This is a genomic window from Pseudomonas atagonensis (assembly GCF_011369485.1).
Classification (GTDB): Bacteria; Pseudomonadota; Gammaproteobacteria; order Pseudomonadales; family Pseudomonadaceae; genus Aquipseudomonas; species Aquipseudomonas atagonensis.
In genome coordinates this window covers 178,288-204,963 of sequence record NZ_VXCA01000027.1, presented here as the reverse complement: position 1 = coordinate 204,963, position 26,676 = coordinate 178,288, and the positions used below count along the sequence as shown (strand labels likewise).

Annotated in this window: 16 protein-coding genes; 7 read left to right on the top strand and 9 right to left on the bottom strand. The window is 58.6% G+C overall.

The window, feature by feature from the left end; translation table 11 throughout:
* Positions 1-44: 44 nt before the first annotated feature.
* The 5 genes from aqpZ to F2P67_RS19640 all read right to left on the bottom strand — a co-directional run bounded on the left by aqpZ (position 45) and on the right by F2P67_RS19640 (position 5,272).
* Positions 45-740 (bottom strand): aquaporin Z, encoded by a 696-nt coding sequence (aqpZ, locus tag F2P67_RS19660; RefSeq protein ID WP_166222600.1) that lies wholly within the window; start codon positions 738-740, stop codon positions 45-47.
* A gap of 302 nt (positions 741-1,042) precedes the next feature.
* On the bottom strand, positions 1,043-2,875 hold the full coding sequence (locus F2P67_RS19655) for an ABC transporter ATP-binding protein (protein WP_166222598.1): 1,833 nt from the start codon (positions 2,873-2,875) through the stop codon (positions 1,043-1,045).
* A gap of 88 nt (positions 2,876-2,963) precedes the next feature.
* On the bottom strand, positions 2,964-3,527 hold the full coding sequence (locus tag F2P67_RS19650) for a peptidylprolyl isomerase (RefSeq protein WP_166222597.1): 564 nt from the start codon (positions 3,525-3,527) through the stop codon (positions 2,964-2,966).
* 3 nt (positions 3,528-3,530) lie between these two features.
* Positions 3,531-4,334: an alpha/beta fold hydrolase gene (locus F2P67_RS19645; protein ID WP_166222596.1), complete on the bottom strand. Its 804-nt coding sequence runs from the start codon at positions 4,332-4,334 to the stop codon at positions 3,531-3,533.
* A gap of 14 nt (positions 4,335-4,348) precedes the next feature.
* A complete protein-coding gene (locus F2P67_RS19640; protein WP_025110609.1) occupies positions 4,349-5,272 on the bottom strand; it encodes a PA3225 family LysR-type transcriptional regulator in 924 nt (307 codons plus the stop codon).
* A gap of 49 nt (positions 5,273-5,321) precedes the next feature.
* Between F2P67_RS19640 and F2P67_RS19635 the strand changes: the two genes are divergently transcribed.
* The 4 genes from F2P67_RS19635 to F2P67_RS19620 all read left to right on the top strand — a co-directional run bounded on the left by F2P67_RS19635 (position 5,322) and on the right by F2P67_RS19620 (position 8,187).
* Complete coding sequence (locus F2P67_RS19635) at positions 5,322-5,636, top strand: 3-phosphoglycerate kinase (protein WP_166222594.1); 315 nt, start codon at positions 5,322-5,324, stop codon at positions 5,634-5,636.
* Between the two features lie 229 nt (positions 5,637-5,865).
* Positions 5,866-6,465: an FMN-dependent NADH-azoreductase gene (locus F2P67_RS19630; protein WP_166222593.1), complete on the top strand. Its 600-nt coding sequence runs from the start codon at positions 5,866-5,868 to the stop codon at positions 6,463-6,465.
* 319 nt (positions 6,466-6,784) lie between these two features.
* Entirely contained in the window at positions 6,785-7,207 is a 423-nt protein-coding gene (locus F2P67_RS19625; RefSeq protein WP_166222591.1) for a hypothetical protein, read from the top strand.
* A gap of 113 nt (positions 7,208-7,320) precedes the next feature.
* Entirely contained in the window at positions 7,321-8,187 is an 867-nt protein-coding gene (locus tag F2P67_RS19620; protein WP_166222590.1) for a carboxylate/amino acid/amine transporter, read from the top strand.
* 100 nt (positions 8,188-8,287) lie between these two features.
* Here F2P67_RS19620 and F2P67_RS19615 read toward each other — a convergent pair whose 3' ends face one another.
* Positions 8,288-9,586, bottom strand: coding sequence for a mechanosensitive ion channel family protein (locus F2P67_RS19615; protein ID WP_166222589.1), 1,299 nt, complete (start codon positions 9,584-9,586; stop codon positions 8,288-8,290).
* 191 nt (positions 9,587-9,777) lie between these two features.
* On the opposite strand from F2P67_RS19615, the gene F2P67_RS19610 reads away from it, so the two are divergent.
* Positions 9,778-11,118 (top strand): DEAD/DEAH box helicase, encoded by a 1,341-nt coding sequence (locus tag F2P67_RS19610; protein ID WP_166222587.1) that lies wholly within the window; start codon positions 9,778-9,780, stop codon positions 11,116-11,118.
* Positions 11,119-11,180: 62 nt separating this feature from the next.
* Here the strand turns inward: F2P67_RS19610 and F2P67_RS19605 are convergent, their stop codons facing one another.
* The 3 genes from F2P67_RS19605 to F2P67_RS19595 form a co-directional block, all read right to left on the bottom strand.
* Positions 11,181-11,780, bottom strand: coding sequence for a hypothetical protein (locus F2P67_RS19605; protein ID WP_166222586.1), 600 nt, complete (start codon positions 11,778-11,780; stop codon positions 11,181-11,183).
* 12 nt (positions 11,781-11,792) lie between these two features.
* Positions 11,793-12,377: a papain-like cysteine protease family protein gene (locus F2P67_RS19600; protein ID WP_166222584.1), complete on the bottom strand. Its 585-nt coding sequence runs from the start codon at positions 12,375-12,377 to the stop codon at positions 11,793-11,795.
* A 234-nt stretch (positions 12,378-12,611) separates the two neighbouring features.
* Entirely contained in the window at positions 12,612-12,887 is a 276-nt protein-coding gene (locus tag F2P67_RS19595; protein WP_166222582.1) for a ribosome-recycling factor, read from the bottom strand.
* Between the two features lie 444 nt (positions 12,888-13,331).
* On the opposite strand from F2P67_RS19595, the gene F2P67_RS19590 reads away from it, so the two are divergent.
* Both F2P67_RS19590 and F2P67_RS19585 read left to right on the top strand, forming a co-directional pair.
* Positions 13,332-26,330, top strand: coding sequence for a hemagglutinin repeat-containing protein (locus tag F2P67_RS19590; RefSeq protein WP_178120943.1), 12,999 nt, complete (start codon positions 13,332-13,334; stop codon positions 26,328-26,330).
* Entirely contained in the window at positions 26,327-26,671 is a 345-nt protein-coding gene (locus tag F2P67_RS19585) for a hypothetical protein (protein WP_166222580.1), read from the top strand. The genes F2P67_RS19590 and F2P67_RS19585 overlap by 4 nt, the downstream gene beginning before the upstream one ends.
* The last annotated feature ends 5 nt before the right edge of the window (positions 26,672-26,676 follow it).

The following is a 26,676-nucleotide window of genomic DNA, read 5'->3' as shown; positions in this document are numbered from 1 at the left end:
GCCTTCGGGAGCAAGCCCCCTCCCACAGGGGATCTACAGTGGTATCAGGACTCCTCTTTACCCAGCCAGCGATAAATCCCGCCGCCAATCACCGCGCCAATCAGTGGCGCGACCCAGAACATCCACAGTTGCGCAATCGCCCAGCCACCGACTATCAGCGCCGGGCCGGTGCTGCGCGCCGGGTTCACCGAGGTGTTGGTCACTGGAATCGAGATCAGGTGAATGAGCGTCAGGGCCAGGCCGATGGCGATCGGTGCCAGTCCCGCCGGCGCGCGTTTGTCGGTGGCGCCCAGAATGATGATCACGAACATCGCCGTCATCACCAGTTCCGTGACGAACCCTGCGGCCATCGAATACTTGCCGGGCGAGTGATCGCCATAACCGTTGGACGCCAGGCCGGCGGCGATGTCGAAGCCTTCCTTGCCGCTGGCGATGTGCGCGATCAGCGCTGCCGCGAGGATCGCGCCGAGCACTTGGGCGATGATGTAGGCAGGCAAATCTTTGGCCGGAAATCGACCGCCGACCACCAGCCCGACCGAGACCGCCGGGTTCAGGTGACAACCGCTGATGCGGCCGATGGCGAACGCCATGGTCAGCACTGTCAGACCAAACGCCAGGGCCACCCCCAGCACCCCGATTCCCAATGGTGAAGAGGCGGCGATCACCGCACTGCCACAACCACCCAAAACCAACCAGAACGTACCCAGCAACTCCGTGACTGAACGCTTGAACAGAGACATGAGAGAGAGTCCTTGATAGGCATGCTATCGAGACTGCATCGAGTGGTGCGTCCCTGCAGACTTACGACAGGCTTCGTGCTGGAGCCTTGGCTCAGTACAGCAGGGATTTCGTGGATTTCCAGCAGGCGAAAAAAACCGCCAGCGCCCGTAGTTAGAGGGCTGTGGCGATCTTCAGGTTGGTTACCGGCCAATGTGGGAGGGGGCTTGCTCCCGAAGGCGGCGTGCCAGTCAAATGTTCGGTACTGACACCCCGCTTTCGGGAGCAAGCCCCCTCCCACACTAGGTTTTTGTTGGCCAAATGATCAATCGATGCCGACAAACCCTCCGGTCTGGTGCGCCCACAATCTGGCATACAAACCGCGATGCGCCAGCAACTCGGCGTGGGTGCCGCTCTCGGCGATCTTGCCGTTTTCCAGTACCACCAGCCGATCCATGCGTGCGATGGTCGAGAGGCGATGGGCAATCGCGATCACGGTTTTGCCCTGCATCAGGGTTTCCAGGCTTTCCTGAATCGCCGCTTCGACCTCCGAGTCCAGCGCTGAGGTCGCTTCGTCCATGATCAGGATCGGCGCGTCCTTGAGCAGTACCCGGGCAATGGCGATGCGCTGGCGCTGGCCACCGGACAACTTCACGCCGCGTTCACCGACGTGTGCATCGAAGCCGGTGCGGCCTTCGGCGTCCGACAACACCGGAATGAACTCATCGGCACGGGCCTTGTGCACCGCGTCCCAAAGCTCGGCGTCGGTGGCGTCGGGTTTGCCGTACAGCAAATTGTCGCGGATCGAACGGTGCAGCAGCGAGGTGTCCTGGGTGATCATGCCGATGCGTGCACGCAGGCTTTCCTGGCCGACTTCGGCGATGTTCTGACCGTCGACCAGAATGCGTCCGCCTTCAACGTCGTACAGGCGCAGCAGCAGGTTGACCAGGGTCGATTTGCCGGCGCCCGACGGCCCGATCAGGCCGATTTTCTCACCCGGCTTGATGGTCAGGTTGAGGTCGCCGATGATGCCTTTCTTCTTGCCGTAGTGAAAATCCACGTGCTCGAAACGCACTTCGCCACGAGCCACCGTCAGCGGTTTGGCCTGCTCGTGATCGGTGACGCTGACCGGTTGCGAGATGGTTCGCAGACCGTCCTGCACCATGCCGATGTTCTCGAAAATGCCGGTGACCACCCACATGATCCACCCGGACATGTTGACGATGCGGATCACCAGGCCGGTGGCCAGGGCGATCGCACCGACGGTGATCAGCGACTGCGTCCACAGCCACAGCGCGAGGGCGGTGGTGCCGACGATCAGCAAGCCGTTCATGGCGGTGATCGCCACGTCCATGCTGGTGACCACGCGGCCGGCCATTTGCGCTTTGACGGTCTGCTCTTCGATGGCTTCCTTGGCGTAGTGCTGCTCGAAATTGGTGTGGGCGAACAGCTTCAGCGTGGCGATGTTGGTGTAGCCGTCGACGATTCGCCCCATCAGTTTCGAGCGCGCGTCGGACGCTTCCACCGAGCGATCCTTCACCCGTGGCACGAAGTAATACAGCGCGCCGATGTACGCGACGATCCACGTCAGCAACGGAATCATCAGGCGCCAGTCGGCCTCGGCAAACAGCACCAGCGAGCTGATCGCGTAGATCAACACATGCCACAGCGCATCCACTGCCTGAACGGCGGAATCGCGCAACGAATTGCCGGTCTGCATGATGCGTTGGGCGATACGTCCGGCGAAGTCGTTCTGGAAGAAGTTCAGACTCTGCTTGAGCACGTAACTGTGGTTCTGCCAGCGGATCATGCTGGTCATGCCCGGGCTCAGGGTCTGGTGCACCAGCAGGTCGTGCAGACCAAAGAAAATCGGCCGCAGGATGAGCGCGACCACCAGCATCCACGTCAGTTCAAGGGCGTGGTCGCTGAAGAAATTCGGGTTGGGCGTGCCTTGGGCCAGATCGATGATGCGGCTCAGGTAACTGAACAGCGCCACTTCGATCAGCGCGGCAAACAGACCCACCACCAGCAGGGCGGCGAAACTCGGCCAGACCTGCTTGAGGTAATAGGTGTAGAAGGGGAGCACACGATCCGGCGGGGACGCCGTCGGGGCGTCGCGGAATATGTCGATCAGTTGTTCGAAACGGCGATAGAGCATCAGATAACCGCCCGGAGTACGGGCTCTCCTTTTATCGGTGTGAGCGGCGTGGCATTAGTCCAGCGCCGCTCGATACGCCCTGTACAGCTTAGTCGATGACTTTGGCCGACTTGATGATCACAGGGTCGACAGGCACGTTTTGCATGCCGCTTTTAGTGGTGGTTTGCGAGTTGACGATAATGTCGACGACGTCCATGCCCTTGACCACTTTGGCAAACACCGCGTAACCGGCGTCACGGCCCGGGTCGAGGAATGCGTTGTCAGCCACGTTGATGAAGAACTGGCTGGTGGCCGAGTCAGGGTTGGAAGTACGGGCCATCGACAGGGTGCCGCGAACGTTGTGCAGGCCATTGTTGGCTTCGTTCTTGATCGGTGCCTTGGTTTCTTTTTGCGACATTTGCTGGGTGAAGCCGCCGCCCTGAGCCATGAAGCCCGGGATCACACGGTGGAAAATCGTGTTGGTGTAGAAACCGCTGTTGACGTAATCCAGAAAGTTTTTGGTACTGATCGGTGCCTTGACCGGGTCCAGCTCGATTTCGATCTGGCCGTTGGTGGTGTCCAGCAGCACGTGTGGCGCCTTGGCTGGCGTGGCCGCCATCAGGTTGGCAGCGAACAGCACGGTACCGGCGGCGAGGGCGAGTTTTTTCAGCATGGGTCAGTGATCCTGAGATTGAATATCGGCTGCGGCAAGAAACGCCAGCAGCGTTTGGTTGAAGCGTTCGGGTTGATCGAGCGGGGTGGCGTGGCGTGAATCGGCAATCACCACCAGCCGCGCATCGGGCAGCAGTTTTACATAGGTTTCTTTCAGTGCCACCGGTGTGTAATCACGGTCGGCGCTGACGATGAGGGTTGGACAGGTCACTCGGGAAAGTCGTTCCTGAACCCCCCAGCCCACAATCGCATCGAAGCTGGCGAGATAAGCACGTTTGTCGTTTTTTGCCCAGCGTTCGGCCATTTTCTGCCGCAGATCAGCCTGTTCCGGTTTCGGAAAAAGTTTGCTGCCCAGCGCTTTGCCGATCGTGGCGAGGCTGAGCACGCGCATCAGGCTCCAGCGCTTGAACCACTGCCAGTAGTCGTCGCGGCTGCGGATTTTGACTTCGGGGGCGCTGTTTACGATGGTCAGGCTTTTGAGCAGTTGCGGCTGATCGACGGCGAACTGGAAGCCGATCATGCCGCCCATCGACAGTCCGACGTAGTGTACCGGGCCGAGGTTCAAATGTTCGATCAGGGCCAGCATGTCGGCGCTGAAACCGGCGATGCTGTAACGCTCGCGGGGTTTGTCAGAACGGCCGTGGCCGCGCACGTCAGGGACGATCACCCGGTAATGCGCGGCCAATGCCGGAATCTGCATTTCCCAGTCCAGCGTGCTGGAGCCCAGACCGTGAACCAGCAGCAACGGATCGCCGTGGCCATATTCCTCGTAGTGCAGGTTGCAACCTTCATGCTCGAAATACGCCATCGATGAACTCCGTGTCAGGCTTGTTCGGGGGCGGCGAACGGTGCGTCCAGCGGCAAGGTGTCGAAGGTACGCAGCAATTCAATAAGGATTTGCGTGGCCGGGCCCAGCGGTTTGTCCTTGTTCGAGTACAGGTAGAAGCTCGGGTTGCGGCTGCCGCCCTGGTCTAACGGTAGCAGCTTGAGCGTACCTTCTTTGAGTTCGCGTTCGATCATGTGTCGAGGTAACCAGGCAAAACCCAGGCCACTGCTGACAAACGTCGCGGCGGTGGCGAGGCTGCCGACGGTCCAGCGCTGTTCGGCGCCGAGCCAGCCGACGTCGCGTGGCTGTTGGCGGCCGGAGTCGCGGATCACCACCTGCATCTGGGTTTCCAGATCCTGGAAGCTCAGCTCGCGATTCAATCGATGCAAGGCGTGATCGGGGTGGGCGACGGCGACGAACTCGACATCGCTCAGCTCCGCGCCGAGGTAGCCCGGAATGCTCAGGCCGGTGATGGCCAGATCGGCCACGCCTTCGAGCAGCACTTCTTCCACGCCGGATAACACTTCTTCACGCAGACGCACCCGGCAGCCACGGCTCTGCGGCATGAACGCGGTCAACGCGCGGACGATGCGCGCGCTCGGGTACGCCGCGTCGACCACCAGCCGCACTTCGGCTTCCCAGCCTTGCTCCATGTGGTGGGCGAGGTCTTCCAGTTGGCTGGCCTGTTTCACCAGTTGCCGCGAGCGGCGCAGCAACACGCCGCCGGCTTCGGTGAGTACTGCTTTCCGCCCGTCGATGCGCAGCAACGGCACGCCGAGCTGATCCTGCATGCGGGCGACGGTGTAGCTCACCGACGATTGCGAACGGTGCAGGGCCTCGGCGGCCTGCGCAAAGCCGCCATGGTCGACCACGGCCTGCAATGTTCGCCATTGATCAAGGGTCACGCGGGGCGCTTTCATCAATAGCTCCTCTTGTCCTAAGCTGGCAGTCCCTCATGGAGACTGCCGAATGAAAAAATTCTGTTGTGTGTTGCTGGCGCTGCTGCCGCTGACGGCGTTTGCGTATCCGATCGATGTGGAAAAGGATCTCAACGGCCTCAAGATCGACTACGAGACCTTCGATACCGACAACGACATTGGCTCCATCCGGGTCGTCAACTACGGCGATGTCGATGCAGTCTGCAAGGCTGTGTTTACCAACGGCCCGGAAGCACCGCGCACGCGCAACATTGAAGTGGCGGCCGGCAAACACAAGAACGCCACGGCCAAGTTCACCCGCACCATTATCAAACTGCGCATCAAGCTGACCTGCACCCCGAAATAACACCGTGATTTTTTGTGGGAGGGGGCTTGCTCCCGAATGCGGAGTGTCAGGACCGTCTTTGTGACTGATACACCGCATTCGGGAGCAAGCCCCCTCCCACAGGTCATGAGTTGCATCTAAACGAATTTTTCGATGCTTTGCAGCAATTATTTGCGCTTTTTCATCGATACAACTCTGTTTAACCTTCACTCCATCGACTTACAACATTCCCGGATGGAGGCTACACACCATGTCCCGCGTTCTGATCATCGAAAGCAGCGCCCGCCAGCAAGACTCGGTATCCCGTCAACTGACCCAGACCTTCATCAGTCAGTGGAAAGCAGCGCACCCTGCCGATCAGATCACCGTACGTGACCTCGCCGTGAACCCAGTGCCACACCTGGACATCAACCTGCTGGGCGGCTGGATGAAAGCTGCCGAGCAGCGTAACGACAGCGAGCAAGCGTCGCTGGATCGTTCCAACGAATTGACTGATGAATTGCTCGCCGCCGACGTGCTGGTCATGGCCGCGCCGATGTACAACTTCGCCATCCCGAGCACCCTCAAGGCCTGGCTCGACCACGTGCTGCGTGCCGGCGTCACCTTCAAATACACCGAGACTGGCCCGCAAGGTCTGCTCAGCGGCAAGCGTGCCTATGTGCTGACCGCTCGCGGCGGCATTTACGCCGGCGGCCCGGCCGACCATCAGGAACCGTACCTGCGTCAGGTGATGGGTTTCATCGGCATCCACGACGTGACCTTCATTCACGCTGAAGGCATGAACCTGGGCGGTGACTTCCAGGAGAAGGGCTTGAATCAGGCCAACGCCAAGCTGTCCCAGGTCGCTTGATATGTTAATCGCCAGATAATCGCCGATTGTTTAAGTGACCTGGCGCACCCCCTTCAAGGCTCTACGCGCATCGAACCTCCCTTTGCACTTGTTGCTCCTGAGTGCTGTAGCCCGATTGAACGCTTTAGCGAGATCGGGCTTTTTTTTGCCTGTCGTTTCATGGGGAACGCAAAAACAGAAAATTCCTACATGGTTTTCAGGTTGTCCGTCGGAAGCGGCGTCCCTAGGCTTTTGCGTTAGCTGAACAGTCAGCGATCAGGTGGAAGGACTCGGCGAGTCAAGCGTCGACACATCTGATAAACAAGACAGGGAGATCAAGATGCTGAAGAAAGTCATTACCGCAGTTGCATTCATTTCGGCGCCCGCCTGGGCGAGCCCGTCACCGTTCACCGGCACTGATTTCAGTGGTGTCTATCAGTGCAAAGGCATGGACAGTCACATTGGCGAGTTCAAAGGCACGGTTGACATGAAGCTCAACGCTGAGCAGAGCACGGGTCATTACGGCGCCTACAGCTTCAAGCTGACGCTGGCGGACAAATCCGTGTATGACGGGTTTGCAGCAGCCAATGCCGATTCACTGGCCATTTACTTCGCCCACACCGACCCGTCCCTGAAAGATTATGGTGTGGGTGCCGCCAAGGTAGAGGCAGGGTCTGACGGCAAATTCTCGTTCAACAAATACTATTACGGCCCTGAGTACGAAGGCGGCGGACACGGCACGGAGGAGTGCCTGAAAGGCTGACACTGATGCTGTGGGGACGAGCAGTGCTGTTCCCTCGTTGGCAGCCTTTGCACAGGGTTCGCGATCAGGAGCAAAACCCGCTATCGTCGCCGCCATTCGAATTAGGGGCGAGCATGGGCTATCTACTTTTTGTCACGCTGATCCAGGCGTTTTCCTTCAGTCTGATCGGCGAATACCTGGCCGGTCATGTCGACAGTTACTTCGCGGTGCTGGTGCGTGTGGTACTCGCCGGGCTGGTGTTCATTCCGTTGACACGCTGGCGATCGGTGGAGCCGGCGTTCATGCGCGGCATGCTGCTGATTGGCGCGTTGCAGTTCGGCGTGACCTACGTGTGTCTATACCTGAGCTTCCGCGTGCTGACGGTGCCGGAAGTGTTGCTCTTTACCATTCTCACGCCGTTGCACGTGACACTGATCGAAGATGCATTGAATCGTCGCTTCAACCCATGGGCGCTGATTGCGGCGTTGGTGGCTGTGGGCGGTGCGGCAGTGATTCGCTTTGACCGGATCAATCCGGACTTCTTCATGGGTTTCCTGCTGCTGCAACTGGCCAACTTCACCTACGCGGCAGGCCAGGTGATGTACAAGCATCTGGTGGCGAAACACCCGAGCGATTTGCCCCACTACCGTCGCTTCGGTTTCTTCTACCTCGGGGCGCTGGCCGTGGTATTGCCGGCATTCCTGATGTTTGGCAAATCCGACTTCCTGCCGGAAGCGCCGCTGCAATGGGGCGTGCTGGTGTTCCTCGGGCTGGTCTCGACGGCGTTGGGCCTGTACTGGTGGAACAAGGGTGCGTGCATGGTCAACGGCGGCACGCTGGCCGTGATGAACAACCTGCATGTGCCGGTGGGGTTGCTGCTGAACCTGTTGATCTGGAATCAGCATGAGGAACTGGGAAGGCTGTTTCTCGGCGGGAGTGTGATCTTGATGGCGGTGTGGATCAGTCGATTGGGTATCCGCAAGTCGTTGGTCACCACCTGATACCTGTGGGAGGGGGCTTGCTCCCGAAGACGGTGTGTCAGATCAAAATATACTGACTGACACACTGCTTTCGGGAGCAAGCCCCCTCCCACATTGGGTATCACATGAGGTGTTTTTGCGGCTCGGGGATGGTTGCCGAGCCGAGCACCGCTGGCAGCAACCCGCTACGCAAATCCCCGCCACTCGGCTGCTGGTACAGGCTCAGGCCAAACTCCGGCAGCACCGCCAGCAGGTAATCGAAAATATCCCCCTGAATCCGCTCGTAATCCGCCCACACCGTGGTGCGGGTGAAGCAGTAGATTTCCAGCGGAATGCCATGCGCCGTGGTCTGCATCTGGCGCACCATGCAGGTCATATTCGGCTGGATCTCCGGGTGGCTCTTCAGATAGGCCAGCGCATAAGCGCGAAAGGTGCCGATATTGGTCATGCGTCGGCGGTTGGCCGACATTGCCGCAACGTTGCCCTGCGCCTCGTTCCATGCCTTGAGCTCGGCTTTCTTGCGGCTCATGTAGTCAGTCAGCAGGTGCACCTGGGAGAGCTTTTCCTCTTCGTCGTCGCGAATGAATCGTACGCCGCTGGCATCGATGAACAGGCTGCGCTTGATCCGACGGCCGCCGGATTGCTGCATGCCGCGCCAGTTCTTGAAAGACTCGGACATCAGACGCCAGGTCGGGATCGACACAATCGTCTTGTCGAAATTCTGCACCTTGACCGTGTGCAAAGTGATGTCGACCACGTCGCCATCGGCGCCGACCTGGGGCATTTCGATCCAGTCGCCGACTCGCAGCATGTCGTTGCTGGTCAGTTGCACGCTGGCGACGAACGACAGCAGCGTGTCCTTATAGACCAACAGGATCACCGCCGACATCGCACCCAGACCGGACAGCAGCAACAGCGGCGAACGGTCGATCAGGGTGGCGACGATGATGATCGCGCCGAACACGTACAGCACCATTTTCGCCAGTTGCACGTAGCCTTTGATCGAGCGCGTACGGGCGTGCTCGGTGCGCGCATAGATGTCGAGCAGCGCATTGAGCAGGGCGCTGACCGAGAGCAGCAGGAACAGGATGGTGAATGACAGCGCCACGTTGCCGAGAAAGGTCATGGCGGTTTTGCTCAGTTCGGGCACCAGGTGCAAGCCGAACTGAATCACCAGCGACGGCGTCATCTGCGCCAGGCGCTGAAACACCTTGTTGTGGCGAAAGTCGTTGATCCAGTGCAGGGCCGGCTGGCGACCGAGCATGCGACTGGCATGCAGGATCAGATAGCGCGCCACTCGTCCGAGTACCAGCGCGACCACCAACAGCACCATCAGCGCCAGGCCGGATTGCAGCAGCGGGTGCTGTTCGAGAGTACCCCAGAGGTCCTGGGCGTTGAGCCAGAGCTGTTTGAAATCCATAAGAGCAACGATTCTTCTGTAAGACGCGATGGGCGATTAGAGCATTTAAGACGCTACGTATTACCGTTGGAGACAAATCAAGCAACAAAAAAGCCACTGATTGCTGCAGTTTGAAGAAAGAAACTCGGCCTGAGCGCTCGAAACCGGTAACCTATGCAGCTGTTTTTTTGCATATCTTCGAGGTAGCACCCGTGTTTTCCCAATTCGCCCTGCACGAACGCCTGCTTAAAGCTGTGGCCGAGCTGAAATTTGTCGAGCCAACGCCTGTGCAAGCCGCGGCCATCCCGCTGGCGCTCCAGGGGCGTGATTTGCGGGTGACTGCGCAAACCGGTAGCGGCAAAACCGCCGCTTTCGTCCTGCCGATCCTCAATCGCCTGATCGGCCCGGCCAAGGTTCGCGTCAGCATCAAGACTCTGATCCTGCTGCCGACCCGCGAGCTGGCCCAGCAGACCCTGAAGGAAGTCGAGCGCTTTTCGCAGTTCACTTTCATCAAGTCCGGTCTGATCACCGGCGGTGAAGACTTCAAAGTGCAAGCGGCAATGCTGCGCAAGGTGCCGGACATCCTCATTGGCACCCCCGGCCGCATGATCGAGCAACTCAACGCCGGCAACCTCGACCTCAAAGAAGTCGAAGTGCTGGTGCTCGACGAAGCCGACCGCATGCTCGACATGGGGTTCGCCGAAGACGTGCAGCGTCTGGTCGACGAATGCCCGAACCGTCAGCAGACCATGCTGTTCTCCGCCACCACCGGCGGTTCCGGCCTGCGCGAGATGATTGCCAAAGTGCTGAACAACCCTGAGCACTTGCAGCTCAACGCCGTCAGCCAACTGAACTCGACCACCCGTCAGCAGATCATTACCGCTGACCACAACCAGCACAAAGAACAAATTGTGAACTGGCTGCTGGCCAACGAGACCTATCAGAAGGCCATCGTCTTCACCAACACCCGCGCCATGGCTGACCGCATCTACGGTCGCCTCGTTGCTCAGGAATACAAGGCGTTCGTGCTGCACGGCGAGAAAGACCAGAAGGATCGCAAACTGGCGATCGACCGTCTGAAGCAGGGCGGCGTGAAGATTCTGGTTGCGACCGACGTGGCGGCCCGTGGTCTGGACGTCGATGGTCTGGATCTGGTGATCAACTTCGACATGCCACGCAGCGGCGACGAATACGTGCACCGCATCGGTCGTACCGGCCGCGCCGGCAACGACGGTCTGGCGATCTCGCTGATCTGCCACGGCGACTGGAACCTGATGTCGAGCATCGAGCGCTACCTGAAGCAGAGCTTCGAGCGCCGCACCATCAAGGAAGTCAAAGGCACCTACGGCGGGCCGAAAAAGGTCAAGGCCTCGGGTAAAGCCGTTGGCGTGAAGAAGAAAAAGACCGACGCCAAGGGCGACAAGAAGAAAACCGCCGCCAAGACGCCGACCAAGCGCAAGAGCGCCAACCGTCCGAAGCCGGACTCGTTGGTGAGCAGCGACGGCATGGCGCCGCTCAAGCGCCGCAAGCCGGCAGAGCCAGCGGCTGAGTAAGTCGTTTCAGGCACACAGAAAAAACCCGGACAGTGTCCGGGTTTTTTTTCGTCCAGCGTTTATCAGTTGCCCAACAGGCCACTGGTGTCGGTATCAAAACGCTGTTTCGCCTGAGCCGCCGCCGGTTTCAACGCAGCGAGCAGGGCAGCCTCGCTGTACAACCGAGTGACGGCCAGGTTCTTGGGCGTTGGCTCGATCGGGATCAGCAGCTCTTCGCCGTCGGCATGCAGCCAGATCGCCACAACGTTAAGCGCAGACACAAACAACAGCCGCAGCTCAACGGTTTTGCCGTGCAATTGCGGCGATTGCTCTGCCAGTTTCAGCGCACTCACCATAGCGGCCGCGTGATCGCCGTGGTTCAACGAGGCGAATTCGACATGCCCGCGTCCTTCAGCCAATTGTGCATCGGCAATCGTTACCCCATCGGCAAACACCAGGTAATGCCAATCGCCGATCCGCGCATTTTGCAGGCCTTTGCCATTGCTCAGGTCGTCCAGGCTGAGCGAATAACCACGGTAAGCCTTGCTGAGACTGATCTTCGCCGCAGCGGCGTTGGCGAATTGGCGGTTGGCGCCAAAGCCCTGGGTTTGCAGCGCGCTTTGCAGTGCCGGACGCAGTGTTTGAACGCCGTTGGAAGGCGCTTTTGGATAAGTCAGTTGCATGATGTCGCCCTCCTAGTTTTTCACGGTGAAGTAAGTGTTGGTCCAGTTGCCGCCGCCGTTATAAGAACGCGGGAAGGCGTTCAGCGCGCGGGTCGAGTAGCCGTAGATCGAGTCCGCGACCAGCACGTAATCGCCGTTGGTGCCGTAGATCGTCAGAAAGTGTGCACCACCGCCGTACCAGGCGCAGCGCAGACCGACCGGGCGGCCCATGCTGATCTGGTTCTGAATGGCCGACATCTGCAGCGAGCCCTGATTCATGCCGTTGTAACTGCGCGTGGTGCGCAGGGCGGAATCGAGATAGCCATAAACGTTGCACGGCCCAGGCTGATTGCAGCAGTTGCGGTCGAGTTCAGCGCTGGCAACGCCGCACTGGGTCCAGTTTCCTGTGCCGTAATAGTTGCCGACCGAGGCAGAAACGGCGGCCCAGCACCAGTTGGTCTGGGTCTGCTTCTGCATATTGAAGTTAAGGCTGGCGGCGGCCAGTGCACGGGGTTGTGCAGCCGCTTCGACCTCGACGAGGTGCGGATCGAGCAAATGGCCGATCAGGCAGCGTGGCAATGACTCGCCGGTGAATCGGGTTGCTTCAGTGGTTAACATTTTCAATCCTCCATGAGTGAAAACAAGCGTCCAGCTTGTGTGGGTGTTGCGGTGTTGCCGAGCGATCGGCGTTCAAGGGTTGCCATGTCGAATGGCTGATGCCGATCTGCTTGCTCGAGGTAACCTTAGTCGAAATATGCGTTAGCGCAACAAATAAATGCATTAATGCATATTTATGGGCAAAAAAAACGCAGCTCCAATCAGTGATCGAAGCTGCGGGTTTTGCGGTTGTCGTCAACCCTCGGTCTTCTTCTCGGCCGTATCCAGCTCTTTCAAACGCTGATCAATCAACTGGCATTTGTCCGGCAGATCCTTGCTGGCGGTGCCCAGATCCATTTTCTGCAATTCGTCGTTGATCTCTTTGGCCTTGGCCGGATTCTGCTCGGTCAATTTCGAAACTTCCTTGGCCAGTTGTTCACGTTTGGCGGTGGCTTCTTCCGGCGTGCAGGCCCACACCGGCAGGGCGCAGGCGAAGGTGGCAGCGAGGGTGAGTTTGATCAGGGTCTTCATGGAGGCAGCCTCGGTTCCGGTTAAGGCGGGTTATCCGGTGGAGGGGGCTCGGCCGTAAAAAGTTCAGTGGTATGTGGCGTCAAGTGCCTCGCATCGTGTGACTAACGGGTCGCGATTTCCGGCAAAAAATCATCATTGTCACGTAAAGCCCCGTTCTAGAGCGGTTGGCGAAAAAGCTGCGTTACGACTTATTGACGTCAGAATGATGGCAATCTACCATCGCGCCATCACGTTGATATCAATGTGTGGTTTCGAGGGATCGAACAGACTTTTCGCAGGCCATCCTGCGAATGTTTCGCATCGCTTTGGACGTTCTGACCAAGGCGCGCATTAATCCCCCCAATTTGTTTCTTTCACTCTTCCGGCATCGCTGTTTGTTGCCGGGCAGGGATTGCTTTGCCTGTCGATTTCCCGACCCCTTTGCCGTTGCAATGAGAGTTAAACATGGACGTTCGCCAATACGCCTTTCTCGCTCGCCAGTCTTCTGCTGTCGTGAAAACCCGTGAATCGTTCCTGGGCCTGCCCAAGCGCGGGCTGGCGTTTCTGTTGGCGAACGTCATGTTCTGGCAACCGATGTGGGCGCAGGCCGAAGGCATTGTGGTGGCCAACCCGAATACCTCGCTGGATCGCGCCGGCAATGGCGTGCCGATCATCAACATCGCCACGCCCAATGCCAGCGGGCTGTCGCACAACCAGTTCCATGATTACAACGTCGGCGCGCAGGGCGTCATCCTCAACAACGGCTCGACGCAGAACAATCTCACCCAGTTGGGTGGGCACATCATTGACAACCCGAACCTGAAAAACAGCGGTTCGGCGCAGGCGATTCTCAACGAAGTCATCAGCGGCAACCCGAGTCAATTGCGCGGTTACACCGAAGTGGCGGGGCAGTCGGCGCGGGTCATCGTCGCCAACCCGTACGGCATCACCTGCAACGGTTGCGGGTTCATTAACTCGCCGCGCGTGACGCTGACCACCGGCAAACCGGTGCTCGACAACGGTCGACTGGATCGCTTTCAGGTCGATCAGGGTTCGGTGGCCATCGAAGGCGCGGGAATCAACGCGACCAACGTCGACCGTTTTGAAATCATCACCCGCAGCGCGAAGATCAACGCCGAGATCCAGGCACAGAACCTGACGATTGTCGCCGGGCGCAACGACGTCAATGCCGACAACCTCAACGCCACCGCCCGTGCCGGTGACGGCAGCGCCAAGCCGCAACTGGCCATCGACTCCTCGGCACTGGGCGGCATGTACGCCGGGGCGATCAAACTGGTCGGCACCGAGGCCGGGGTCGGGGTGAAACTCGACGGCAAACTGATCGCCAGCGGCGGTGATATTCAGCTCGATGCCAATGGCCAGTTGAGCCTGGCCGACACCTCGGCCACCGGCGCGGTCAACGTCAAAGCCGCCAGCCTTGATGCACGCGGCCCGGTCTACGCCGGCACCGCTCTCAACGTACAAACTCAGGGCAACCTGACCAACCGCCAGACCCTCGCCGCCCGCGACAGCATCACCCTCAACGCAGGCGGTCAACTGACCAATGCCGGCGCCATCGATGCCGGCGTCAATGCCGACGGCAGCCGCAACGCCAGCGGTGATCTGAGCCTGACTGCGCAGACCCTCGACAACAGCGGCAAAAGCCTCACCGCCAGCCGCAACCTGACGGTTAACACTGCACAGACCCTGAACAACCAGGGCGGCACGCTCAGCGGGCAAAGCACGGCGATCACGGCGGGCACGCTGGATAACCGCAACGCCGGCAAGGTGCAGGGTAACGGCGCCTTGAGCCTCAATGCCAATCAGGTGCTGAACAACAAAGGCGTGATCAACAGCAACGCCAGCCTCACCGTCAATATTGGCCAGCTCATCAACGCTGACGGCGAACTCACCAGCCAGACCGACACCGTACTGACAGTGACCTCGCTGGATAACGTAGCCGGTCTGATGACGGCCGGACGTTTGCTGGACATCAGTGCGCTCGGCGCAATCAACAACCGAACCGGCAGGATCGGTGCAAAACAGACCCTGACTGTAAAAGCGCAACAATTCGACAACAGCCAGCAGGGCCAGTTGACCAGCGAAGGCACGCTGACCACCCGCATCAGCGATCAATTGAACAACCGCAACAAGGGCCTGATTCAGGCCAACGGCGCCACGGACGTGCAGGCCACACGCCTGGACAACCGCGCGGGCAAGATTTCCAGTCTCGATACGCTTGCCGTCAACAGCGCCAATACCGACAACCGTGGCGGAACCATTCGCGCCGATCAGGCAGCGACACTGCGGATCAGTGAGCTGGACAACCGCGAAAAGGGCCGCCTCGAAAGCAAAGCCGCGCTGACCTTCGAAGGCAACACGCTGGATAACAGCAATGGCGGCCTGCTCACGTCGACCGGACTGCTGAACCTCAAAGCCAAAGCCGTGACCAACGACGCCGGGCGCATTTCCGGCAAGGACGATATTGACGCCAACATCGAGAATCTCAGCCAGCAGGGCGGCGAACTGGTCGCTGAAGGCAATCTGCTGCTGACCGGCAAGACGCTGACCAGCCGCCAGGACAGTCTTGTCGGCTCGCTCAAGACCCTGACCGTCAACGTCGAGCAGATCGACAACCGTGGCGGCTCACTCTCCAGCCAGCAAGACCTGCACATCAACGGCGCACGCCTGGACAACAGCGAGGGCGGCAAGGTGCTGTCCGATACCACGTTGGGCCTGAACGTCGCGCAGATCATCAACGCCAGCAACGGCCTGATTTTCAGCAAAGGCGCGAGCACCCTCAGCGGCATCGGTTTGAGTAACGTCGGCGGGCGCATCGTCAGCCAGAACGCGTTGAACCTGACCTTCGACGACGCCATGGACAATCAGGGCGGTCTGATCAGCAGCGAAGGGCAGATGACCGTCAAGGCCGGCAGCCTCGATAACCGCTTGGGCAAGTTGTCGAGCCTCGAAGCGATGGCGCTGACCAGCGTCGGTGCGGCGTTGAACCAGGGGGGGCTGATCGCCTCGCAAAAAGGCCTGACCTTCAGCAGTGCCAGCCTCGATAACACCAACACCGGGATCATCAGCGCCAAGGCTGATTCGACCCTGACCACCGGTGACTTCAAGAACCGTCAGGGCGGCAGTCTCGCCACTGACGGCACGCTGCTGCTCACGGCCGCGCACCTGGACAACGCCGGCGGCACTATCGGCAGCCAGAAGAAGCTTGAAGCTTCGGTCACTTCGCTGGAACAGGACGGTGGCGAGCTGTTCAGCAACGGCGACCTGACCCTGGACATGAATAACGGCCTGCTCAACAACCTGCGCGGCAATATTCATACGCCGGGTCAACTGCTGCTGAAAAACCTCAAGGACGTGAACAACAGCGGCGGGGAAATTTCCGCTGCCAAGGCGTGGAGTGTCAACGCGCAAAACCTGAACAACGATGGCGGCAAACTGCTGAGCAATGAAAAGCTCACTTTGGTCATCGACCGTGCCCTGAGCAACGTCAAAGGGGTGATCGCTTCCGCCGGCCTCGAAACGCGCAGCGCCAGCCTCGACAACGCCAAGGGTGACATTCGTGGCCGGGGTGATGTCGATCTCGCCGTGACTGACCTGTTCGACAACCAGGGCGGTGTGGTCATCGCCGATAACGGCATAACCGTGGTCGCCGCGAAACTGGATAACCGTCAAGAGGGTCTGGTAGGCGCGACAAAAGCGCTGCAACTCACCGTCGACCGTGTCGACAACCGCAGCGGCGAGCTGTCGAGCAAGGCCGATGTGAGTCTGATCGGCGCGTGGCTCGATAACAGCGACAGCGGTTACATGCTCGCCGGCGGCAACCTGGCGCTGACCGTCAACGATGTCATCAACCGCAATAAAGGCCTGCTATCCGGTGAAACCGGGCTGACGCTGAACGGCAAGACGCTGGAAAACAGCGGTCGCCTGACCAGCCAGAAAGATCTGGCGATCAATCTCTCTGCGGATCTCAATAATGCGCAGGGCAGTGTTTTCAGCGAAGGTGCTCTGGCGATTACCGCGCAAAGTCTCAACAACAACGCCGGTACGGTCTCCAGCGCCAAAGCGCTCACCGTCGACACTCGCGACGCCGTGAGCAACCAGGGCGGCAGCCTGCTGACCGACGGTGATCTGACCCTCAACAGCAGCGCGCTGGAAAACCAGCAAAAGGGTGTGATCAGCAGCAAGGCCAGACTGAGTATCAGCACCGGCGCCCTCAACAACAGTCAGGCAAGTATCTATGCTGACGACCAGGTGGAAATCACCGCCAGTCAGGTGACCAACACCGGTGGCAGTCTGGGTGCGGGCAAGACGCTTGACGCCAATGTCCAGAGCCTCGATCAGCAGGGCGGCAAGGTGTTCAGCGGCGCTACCGTCAGCCTCGATCTGAACGGTGGCGCGCTGAATAATCAGGGCGGTGTGATCAACGCGCCGAACCGGTTACTGCTGAAAAACCTCGCCGACGTGAACAACCGTGGCGGCGAGATTTCCAGCGACCAGGCCTTTGAGCTGATCGCCAAGTCGCTGGACAACAGCGGCGGCCAACTGCTGAGCAACCAGAAACTCACCCTGACCCTAGACAACGCGCTGACCTCGATCAAAGGCACCATTGCCGCCGCTGCGTTGCAGGTTCGGGCGGCGAGTCTGGACAACAGCGACGGTGGTGTGTTGCTCAGTGACAGCGATATCGAGGTCACCGTCGATGGTTTGTTAAAAAACACCAACAAAGGCAGCATCCGCGCTGCGCAACAACTGACCCTCAACAGCACCGGCCTGAACAATCAGGGCGGCACGCTGGTGGGTGTTTCAGGCCTGAATATGGATCTGGGCGCCACTGTGCAGGATCTGAACAACCAGGACGGCCTGATCAGCAGCAAAGGGCTGTTGAGCATTGCCCATCTGCGTGACCTCAATAACCAGAACGGCGTAATCAACAGCAAAGGCGTGCTGAGCATCGCCACCCTGCGTGACCTGAACAACCAGCAGGGCGAGATCTCCAGCGTCAACAGCTTCAGCCTCACCGGCAACAGCCTCGATAACCGTGGCGGCAACCTGATCAGCAACGATCAACTGACCGTGACGGCGGCCGATCTGAACAACCAGAACGGTCTGGTGTCTGGCTGGAAGGGCGTGAGCGTCAGCGGTGGCGCCGTCGACAACAGCCAGGAAGGCGCCATCTCCAGCCAGCTCGGCAACGTGAGCATCGACCTCAGTGGCGCCTTGCTCAACCACAGCAAGGGCGGCGTGGGCGGTGCTGGCGATGTGAGCATCAAGGCCTCAAATCTGGACAACAGTGGCGGCACCGTCAGCAGTGGCGGCAAGCAAACCCTGACCATGACCGGCGGCGCGATCAGCAACGCCTCGGGCGGCTTGATCAAAAGTGGCGACACCCTCGATATCCATGCGACCAGCCTGAACAACAACACCGGCAACGTCATGGCGAAAAAAGCCCTGACCTTCACTGGCGGCCAACTGAACAACACCAGCGGCAGTCTGGTCGGTGACGACAGCGTCACCCTCGACCTGCTCGGTGCCCTGACCAACGTCAATGGCGCGTTGGGCAGTAACGGTGCGCTGCTGATCAAACGCTCTGCCAGCGTCGACAACCAGGGTGGTCAGTTGATCAGCCAGACCCTGCTGAGCCTGCTCACCAGTGGCGATCTGATCAACAGCCAGCGCGGTACCGTTTCGGCCAACGGCCAATTGGACATCACCGCCGGCGGCACGCTGCGCAACGACGCCGATGGCCTGCTGTCGAGCCGCGATGCCGGCGTCAACATCACCGCCGCCGCACTGAACAACGGCAAAGGCGCGGTGCAAAGCATGACTGCGCTGACCGTAAACACCGGCAGCGGCGCAATCGACAACCAGGGCGGCAAGATCATCGCCCAGAATGGCGATCTGACCCTTACCGCCGCCAGCCTCGACAGCCGCGCGGGTGTGTTGTCGAGTCTCAACGGTCTGCTGCAAACCCGCCTCAACGGCGTGTTGCGCAACGGCCAGGGCGGCAAGATCGAAGGCAGCCGTCTTGACCTGCAAGCGTTGGGTGGGATCTACAGCGACGGCGGGCGAATCGCCGCCAACACCGGCAACATTCTGCTCAACGCCGGTGGCAATGCGCTCGACAACAGCGGTGGCGGAATCTATGCCCGTGGTCTGGTAAAAGCCATCGCCGGCTCGATGAATAACAACGCGGGTCAGGTGAGCGGCAGCAGCATCGAACTGGGTGTCGACGGCAATCTGAGCAACCGCAGCGGCTTGATCGAAAGCGCCAGCACACTGGCGATCCGCGCCGCCAACCTCGACAACCAGGGCGGCAAACTGCGTGCCCTCGGCACCAGCGGCAAGACCGACTTCCAGATCGGCAGCCAGTTCGACAACCGCAACGGTCTGGTGGAAACCGCCAACACTGACTTCATCCTCGCCGCACCAGGTTTCCTCAATGCCGGCGGCTCGGTAACGCATGTCGGGTTGGGTGAATTCGGTATCTCGACGGCCAACGTGATGAACGCCGGCGGCTCGCTGGTGACCCGTGGCGGCTTGACACTGAACGCGGACAGCTGGACCAACAGCAGCGTGATTCAGGCCGGGCGGTTGACGGTGAATGTCGGCAATTTTGTGCAGACGGCGAGCGGGCAGTTGCTCGCTTCAAACCAGTTGGTCGCGCGTGGCGGCAACTGGAACAACGACGGGATGATCGCCAGTGATGGCGGCATGGACTTCCAGATCGGCGGCACTTACGGCGGCAATGGTCGGGTCAGCAGCCTTGGTGACATGACATTCAACGCGGCGCAACTGGGCTTGACCAGTGCCTCCAGCATCGGCGGTGGTGGCGTGACCAACGTTAATGTCGGTGGCCTGCTGAACAATGCCGGCGGACGTCTGACCTCCAACTACGCGATGACGATCAACGCCGGTGGCGTGAGCAATACCGGTACGTTGGGCGCTGCTCAGGATCTGACGATCAGAACGGCCAGTCTCACCAATAATCGCGGCCTGGTGTTCAGCGGCGGCAACATGAGCCTGCTGGTCAACGACTTCACCAACCAGACCGGTGACGTTTACAGCATTGGCAATCTGACAATCGGCGGGCAATACGGCGGGCGCGCAAACAGCGTCAACAACCTCGCGGCGTCGATCAATGTCGATGGGGATTTTTCGCTGTCGGCCAACAGCTTCAATAACAAGACTGAGGGTGTGATTGGCGAGGAGAAGTTTATCTCCGGGGACATTACCTTCAGCGGCACTACGTTTTACGTCAATGAAAGCTTTGAATCGACCTCGACGATTACCGGGCCGCAAGCCTCGCTTTCGGTTGCGGGCAATCTGACCGCAAATGTCGGTGCCTTCACCAACACTGCATCGCTGATTTCTGCTGGCAGGAACATCAAACTTGATGTCGACACCTTCGACAACTTCGGGTTGCAGTCCGGCAGCTTCACGCGGATGCGTGTTTATAAGCTTGGCGGGCTACCGAACAAACAAACCAGTTGGGTCAGCGTCGATCTGCAGAACTACGCAGACCGAAACTCAAAAAACCAATATGACTACATAGATACCTGGCACGAACCCGATAAGGGCGGGACTCACTGGGATTATCAGTCGCTGGACAAGCAACGTATGAACAAGGTCAATACCAAGTTTGGTATCGGGCCGGAAGTGGCTGTGCCCGCGCCGATTCTGGCTGGCACCAAAGAGCGTGATGACCGAGTTTTCACTAACGGTGGAAGTAGTGTCTCCTCCATCGTTCAGGCGGGGCAAGCGGTCGAGATCAACGCCAAAACCACCATCAACAACGGCAACCTGAACCCATACACCAACTTCGGTGGCACGGTAAAAGACACGGCGGACACCGGGGTGAAGAACTCGGCCAAGCCCACCGTGGTCTTCCTGAACCCACAATTGCCTCCGGATCTTGCGCAACAACAAGTCAACCCGTTGGCACTGCCGGGGTTCACCTTGCCAACCGGTGATAACGGTCTGTTCCGTCTGAGTGGCAAGGGTGGCAGCGAGCCGGCAATGGTCCCGGGGCAGTCTTGGACCATTGGCTCCATCACTGCCGCAACAACGGGGCATGCGGGCGGCATGCCGGTCAGGAAGGGCAGCGATTTCCAGTTCGACGCCAACGACCCGGTGTCAGTAAAAAATCGTGAATTGGCATTGGCTGCTCGCCCGTCGCTGAATCTCAACGACAAGGCTGTACAGGTCAACGTCAGCGGTGTCGCCGGTGACGGGCCGGTGGGGGTGATGCTGCCCAATCGTGGTAATGGTTCATTCAACGTGCCGCGTGTTCAGGGTCTGCCCGACACCAGCGTGCGCTCCAACCCGCACAAATATCTGATCGAGACCAACCCGGCACTGACCGATCTCAAACAGTTCATGAGTTCGGATTACCTGTTGGCCAAACTTGGTTATGACCCCGACAACAGTGCCAAGCGTTTGGGCGATGGCTTGTTTGAACAACGCCTTGTGCAACAAGCCGTGGTCGCCCGTACCGGCCAGCGCTTCATCGACGGCCAGACGTCTGACGAGGCGATGTTCAAGTATCTGATGAACAACGCCGTCGCCAGCAAGAACGAGCTCAACCTGTCGATGGGCGTGACCCTGACCGCCCAGCAAGTGGCGGCGCTGACCCACGACATCGTCTGGCTCGAAGAACACGAAGTGAACGGTGAAAAGGTACTGGTGCCAGTGCTGTATCTGGCTCAGGCGAATAACCGTCTGGCGCCGAACGGCGCGTTGATTCAGGGCGGCGACGTGACCCTGATCGCCGGTGCCGATCTGAACAACGCCGGCACGCTGCGCGCCTCGAACAACCTGGCGGCCGAAGCGGGCAACAACCTAACCAACACGGGGCTGATCGAAGCGGGCGAGCGCCTGACGCTCAAGGCTGGCAATAACATCGTCAACAGCGGAGGCGGTGTTATCTCCGGGCGAGATGTCAGCCTGACTGCCACGCGTGGCGACGTAATCAACCAGCGCGATGTGTATGGCTACGACACCAACTATGGCGGCACGCTGCAACATCGCGACGTGCTCAACAACGCTGCGCGGATCGAAGCGGCCAATGATCTGACGATCAAGTCCGGCAAAGACATCAGCAACATCGGCGGTGTGCTGAAAAGCGGTGGGGACATGACGCTTGATGCCGATCGCGATGTGAACATCACCTCGGTACAGAATCGTTACACGGATTCGCGCGGTAGCAGTTTCCTCAATCAGACCATCACGCAGCACGGTGCTGAAGTCACGTCCGGGCGAGACCTGTCGATCAGTGCTGATCGGGATGTGGCGATTGTTGCCAGTCGGCTGGATGCCAAACGCGATATCGGACTCAGCTCGGGCAACGATATCGTCATCACCTCTGCAGCAAACGAAAGCGACTACGTTTCGCGCAGCAAGAAGCGCGTGAATGAAACTCACAGCGTTACGCAACAATCTTCGGTACTGAATGCCGGTCGCGATATCGCGCTGAACGCGGGTAACGATCTGGGCATCATCGCCAGCCGGATCAAGGCCACGGAAGATGTCAGCCTCGACGCGGTTCAGGACATCACAGTCGCCTCGGCCAAGGACGAAAGTTCGTCTTACTACTACAAGAAGAAAAAGGGCTCGTTCGGTCGTAGCAAGACCACCGAGCAGGAGAGCTATGAAAGCGACAACGTTGCCTCGGTGATTGAGGCAGGCCGTGACGTAACCGTGAATACGACCAAGGATGATGACGGTGCGGTCAGCCTAAATGGTGGTCGCAACGTCACCGTCGTCGGCAGCCAGTTCAAGGCGGGTAACGATCTGGTGGTGGGTGCTGGCAAGGACGTTACTGTGCTTTCCGGTACTGAAGAGGAAGGGGCTTACAGCAAAAAAACCAAAACCGGGCTTTTCGGCCTTTCGAAAAGTGGCAGCAGCCAGTTGCAGACAAGTGTCACGCAAGTAGCCAGTGAGCTGAATGCGGGACGGGATGCAGTCATCATTGCCGGCCGGGATGTGAACCTTCACGCCAGCGAAATCAACGCTGGCAACGATGCTGAACTGCACGCCGGGGTGATCGATAAAACTGGCGATATCAACCTCGCCGCGGCGGATGATCAGGCTTACAGCCGGGCCGAGGAGTACAAGAAAAAGTTTGGGCTGTCGTTCAAGGATACCGTAGGGCTGTTTGCCGGCACGCCGGGACTGGGGGCGGACATTACGGTAAATGCTGCGCACAAGGGCGGGCGCGAGGTGGTCAGCTCGACCAGCGTTGGCAGCCAGATCAATGCAGGGCACGACGCCATTCTCGGTTCTGCCCGTGATATCAACATCTCCGGCAGCGGAGTCATTGCCAACAGCAGCGTGCTCCTCGACGCCGGGCGCGATGTGAACGTTATTGCCGGCACCAACCAACAAAGCAGCAAGAGCTGGGAAAGCAATAAGAGCACAGGTCTCAAACAGACGATCGATAGCAACGCCTTCACGACTTTTGTCGGCAGTGAAACCCTCAAGCATGACGTTGACAGTAATGCGCGAACAGCGGCAGGCAGCCTGATCAAGGCAGGTGAGGATCTGAAAATCAATGCCGGTCGCGACATCAATCAGCAAGGATCTGACCTGCAGGCCGAGAACAATATCAAGCTCAAGGCCGTTCGCGACATCAACATTGATGCAGTCGATCAAAGCAGCGAAGTCACGACTCGCGACAGTGTCAAACGTAACGGCACCACGACCAGCATCACGTATAACTACGGCAATACGATGGATACGCTCAAGGGGACTGGCAAGGGAGAGGATGGTGTCAGTAAAGGTTCCAGCACATTAAAGTCTGTGGATGCGCTTGATCAGTTCTTCAGCGGGCCAAAAGCTGATGGACACTTTGGTGCTTCCAGTAACAGTCAGACACGTACCCAGACGTCGGTTACCAATCGGCCTTCGAGTGTTTCAGCCGGCGGGGATATTAGTGTTGATGCCGGCAATGATGTGAACGTTCACGGCAGCCAGTTCAACGCAGGTCGCGACATCAGCGTCACAGGACGCAACATCACCTTCGACGTTGCCCATGGCGCAGAGGCAACCGACGGTCACCAGACTCAAAGCAAGGGTGGTTTGAAGGGGGGAACCACCGGGGGCTTCAAAATTGGTGTAGGTGTCAGCAATGCCGGTAGTAAAGATGACTCGACCCAGGGCACTTCTACTCCGACGCAACTCAATGCTGGCGGCAGTATCAGCCTGGACGCGAAGAATGATCTGAATCTCATTGGTACCCAAGTGACGGCCAACCGAGACATCAAGCTCAAAGCGACCTACGACATCAATATCCACGCAGCGGAGAACGCCTCCAGTAGTGACAGCAGTCGACGCAGTTGGGGGGCTGAAGGTGGGCTGATGTTCGGACGCAACGGTTTCGGCGTCTATGGCAGCGCAGATATTGGCTTGGGCAATCTGGAGCGAGAGGGCATCAAGCAACAGGAAGCTTATTTGTATGCCGGAGACAAATTGACGTTCGAAAGTGGCCGGGATACCAACGTAGCAGGTGCCCAGTTACGCGGCGACGAAGTGATTGGCAATGTCGGACGCAACCTGACAGTTACTTCTCTGCCTGATACCGGAAAGGTCAGCGGCAAGGAACTGGACATCAGCGTTACCGGGTCATTCGTGGGCGCCAGCGGCTCGATAGGCTATGGCCAGACCACCGGCAAGACTAACTGGGTCGAGAACCAGACCACGATTACGGGCAAAGACAAGGTTGATATTCGCACCCAGAACCATACACAGCTGGACGGTGCAGTCATCGCTGCTGATAACGGCAATCTGAAACTGGATACCGAAACGCTTGGTCACCGCGATCTTGTTGGCAAGGACAAGGAACACGGTTACTACCTGAACGTCAGTGGCAGTTACAGCTTTGCAGATGAGTCCAAGAAAGACGACAAGGGCAAAAGTAGCGGGACCGTCTCTGGCTACAACTACGAGAAAGATCGCGAGCAGGTGTTGCATGCCACTGTGGGAGCTGGCGACATCATCGTGCGCAATGACAAAACCACGGGACAGGACTCAACCGTCGGCCTGAATCGTGACCCGGCTCATGCTTATGAAGTGACGCGCGATGAGGAACACCGCACGGATCTTTATATCAGCGACAGTTCGGTGAAGTCTGTGCTTGAGCCGGTCACTACCGTCAAGCGCTGGGCGGATGGCGTCGTGAATTACAGCGACACCGCGAAGGCAAATTTCAACGAAATGGCACTGATCATTGGTAACCAGATAGACCGGATGCAATTTGAAGGCGTGGGCGCAGGCGCTGCGGCAGCAGGCGGTGAAGCCATTGCCGAGCAAGCGTTGAATGCGCTGGTGGAAGCTGGTTACAGCAGGAAAGACGCCCGGGCATTACTGGAGGATGAGTCCTTCCAGAGTCAGGTTCTGGCTCAAATGAAGTTGCTGGACGATATGACCAAGCCAAAGCAGAGGGTCGTATCAGAAACCATAAAGGATCTGGGTGAGAAAAATATTCTAGTCACGGTTCCGGGAATTACTAATGCCCAGATAGCTCTGGATCGAGTTTCGGCAATCAACCAATATTTACAAGCCAACCCTGACAAGGTCGATGCCGTTGAGTTGATATTCGCTGCATCTCAAGGCCCCAAGGGCATGATTCTCTACGCCGCTCGAAAAGCGTTTTCAGGAACCCCGTTCGGTAAGGCGATGGAAGAGTTGCAAGGCGATCTGCAAGCAACTGTCGGGCGCAAGATTGCTGAAGGTATCGTGGGTAAAGAGCTTAGAGAAAGCGTTGATCTGGACGCGTGGCGGCTCGGCGGTGGCTCTCTCATGGCTTCCATACTTATTGGTATGGTGACTCCAAATGTCGAGAATCTAGGCAACAGGCCTGTCAGAGTTAGCCGAGTCGAGCACCCTCTTCTGGATAGTGGCGGCCCCGGCAAAACACCGGATCATCCGATTGATCCCAAAAAGCCACCTGTTCCGCCCCGTATTGTCGAGATTGACTCGGGTGGCAAGGGCGCCTGGAACAAGGAACTGAACAAGCCTCAGCCGAATACTGTTTATAAAGTGGACGGCAACAAGGTTTATCAAACTGACCATCTGGGACGTGTCGAGAAAGTCGAAGCGGATCTTGCGGATATCGTCAGGGATCGTAATAAATACCAGCAATGCAAGACAGGTAAATGCGGACTTGAAGCGGACGAAGGCGGGCATCTGATTGCCAGCATCTTTGATGGCCCTGGGGAAAGGATCAATATGGTGCCAATGGATGGCAACCTGAACAAAGGTGTCTGGAAGAAGATGGAAAACAGTTGGGCCAAGGCCATTGATGAAGGTAAGGACGTAAGCGTCAAGATCTTGCCGACGTACTCAGGGAGCAGTGTTCGCCCTGATAGCTTTGTTGTAACCTACCGAATCGGAAACGGGCGGGAAGTCCGTGAACGATTTGTGAATGCTCCAGGGGGAACGGGATGAGTGATGACGAAATTTACCGCCAGATCGGCCAGATACTGATTGACGCAGCACCTGCTTCAGCGGCTGTAGTTATCGTTGAGGCTGAACTTTCTCCCGAGGACGATCATTGTAAGTTGCTGTTTGATTATATTGATGGGGCCGGGAAGAAGGACTGGTTCAGTCCGGGAAGCCCGGACGTGGATGTCGGCATTCATGAGAACCTGATTGCGCTCAGAAAGCTGTATAAAGCACAGGATCTGACGGCTGGGCTACCTGTCTGGAACGCGTGCGTAGTTGAGTTGGATGTCGTTTTAGGCAAGTTGAAAATTGACTTTAAATACCTTGAGCCTCAAGACGATTGAATTTA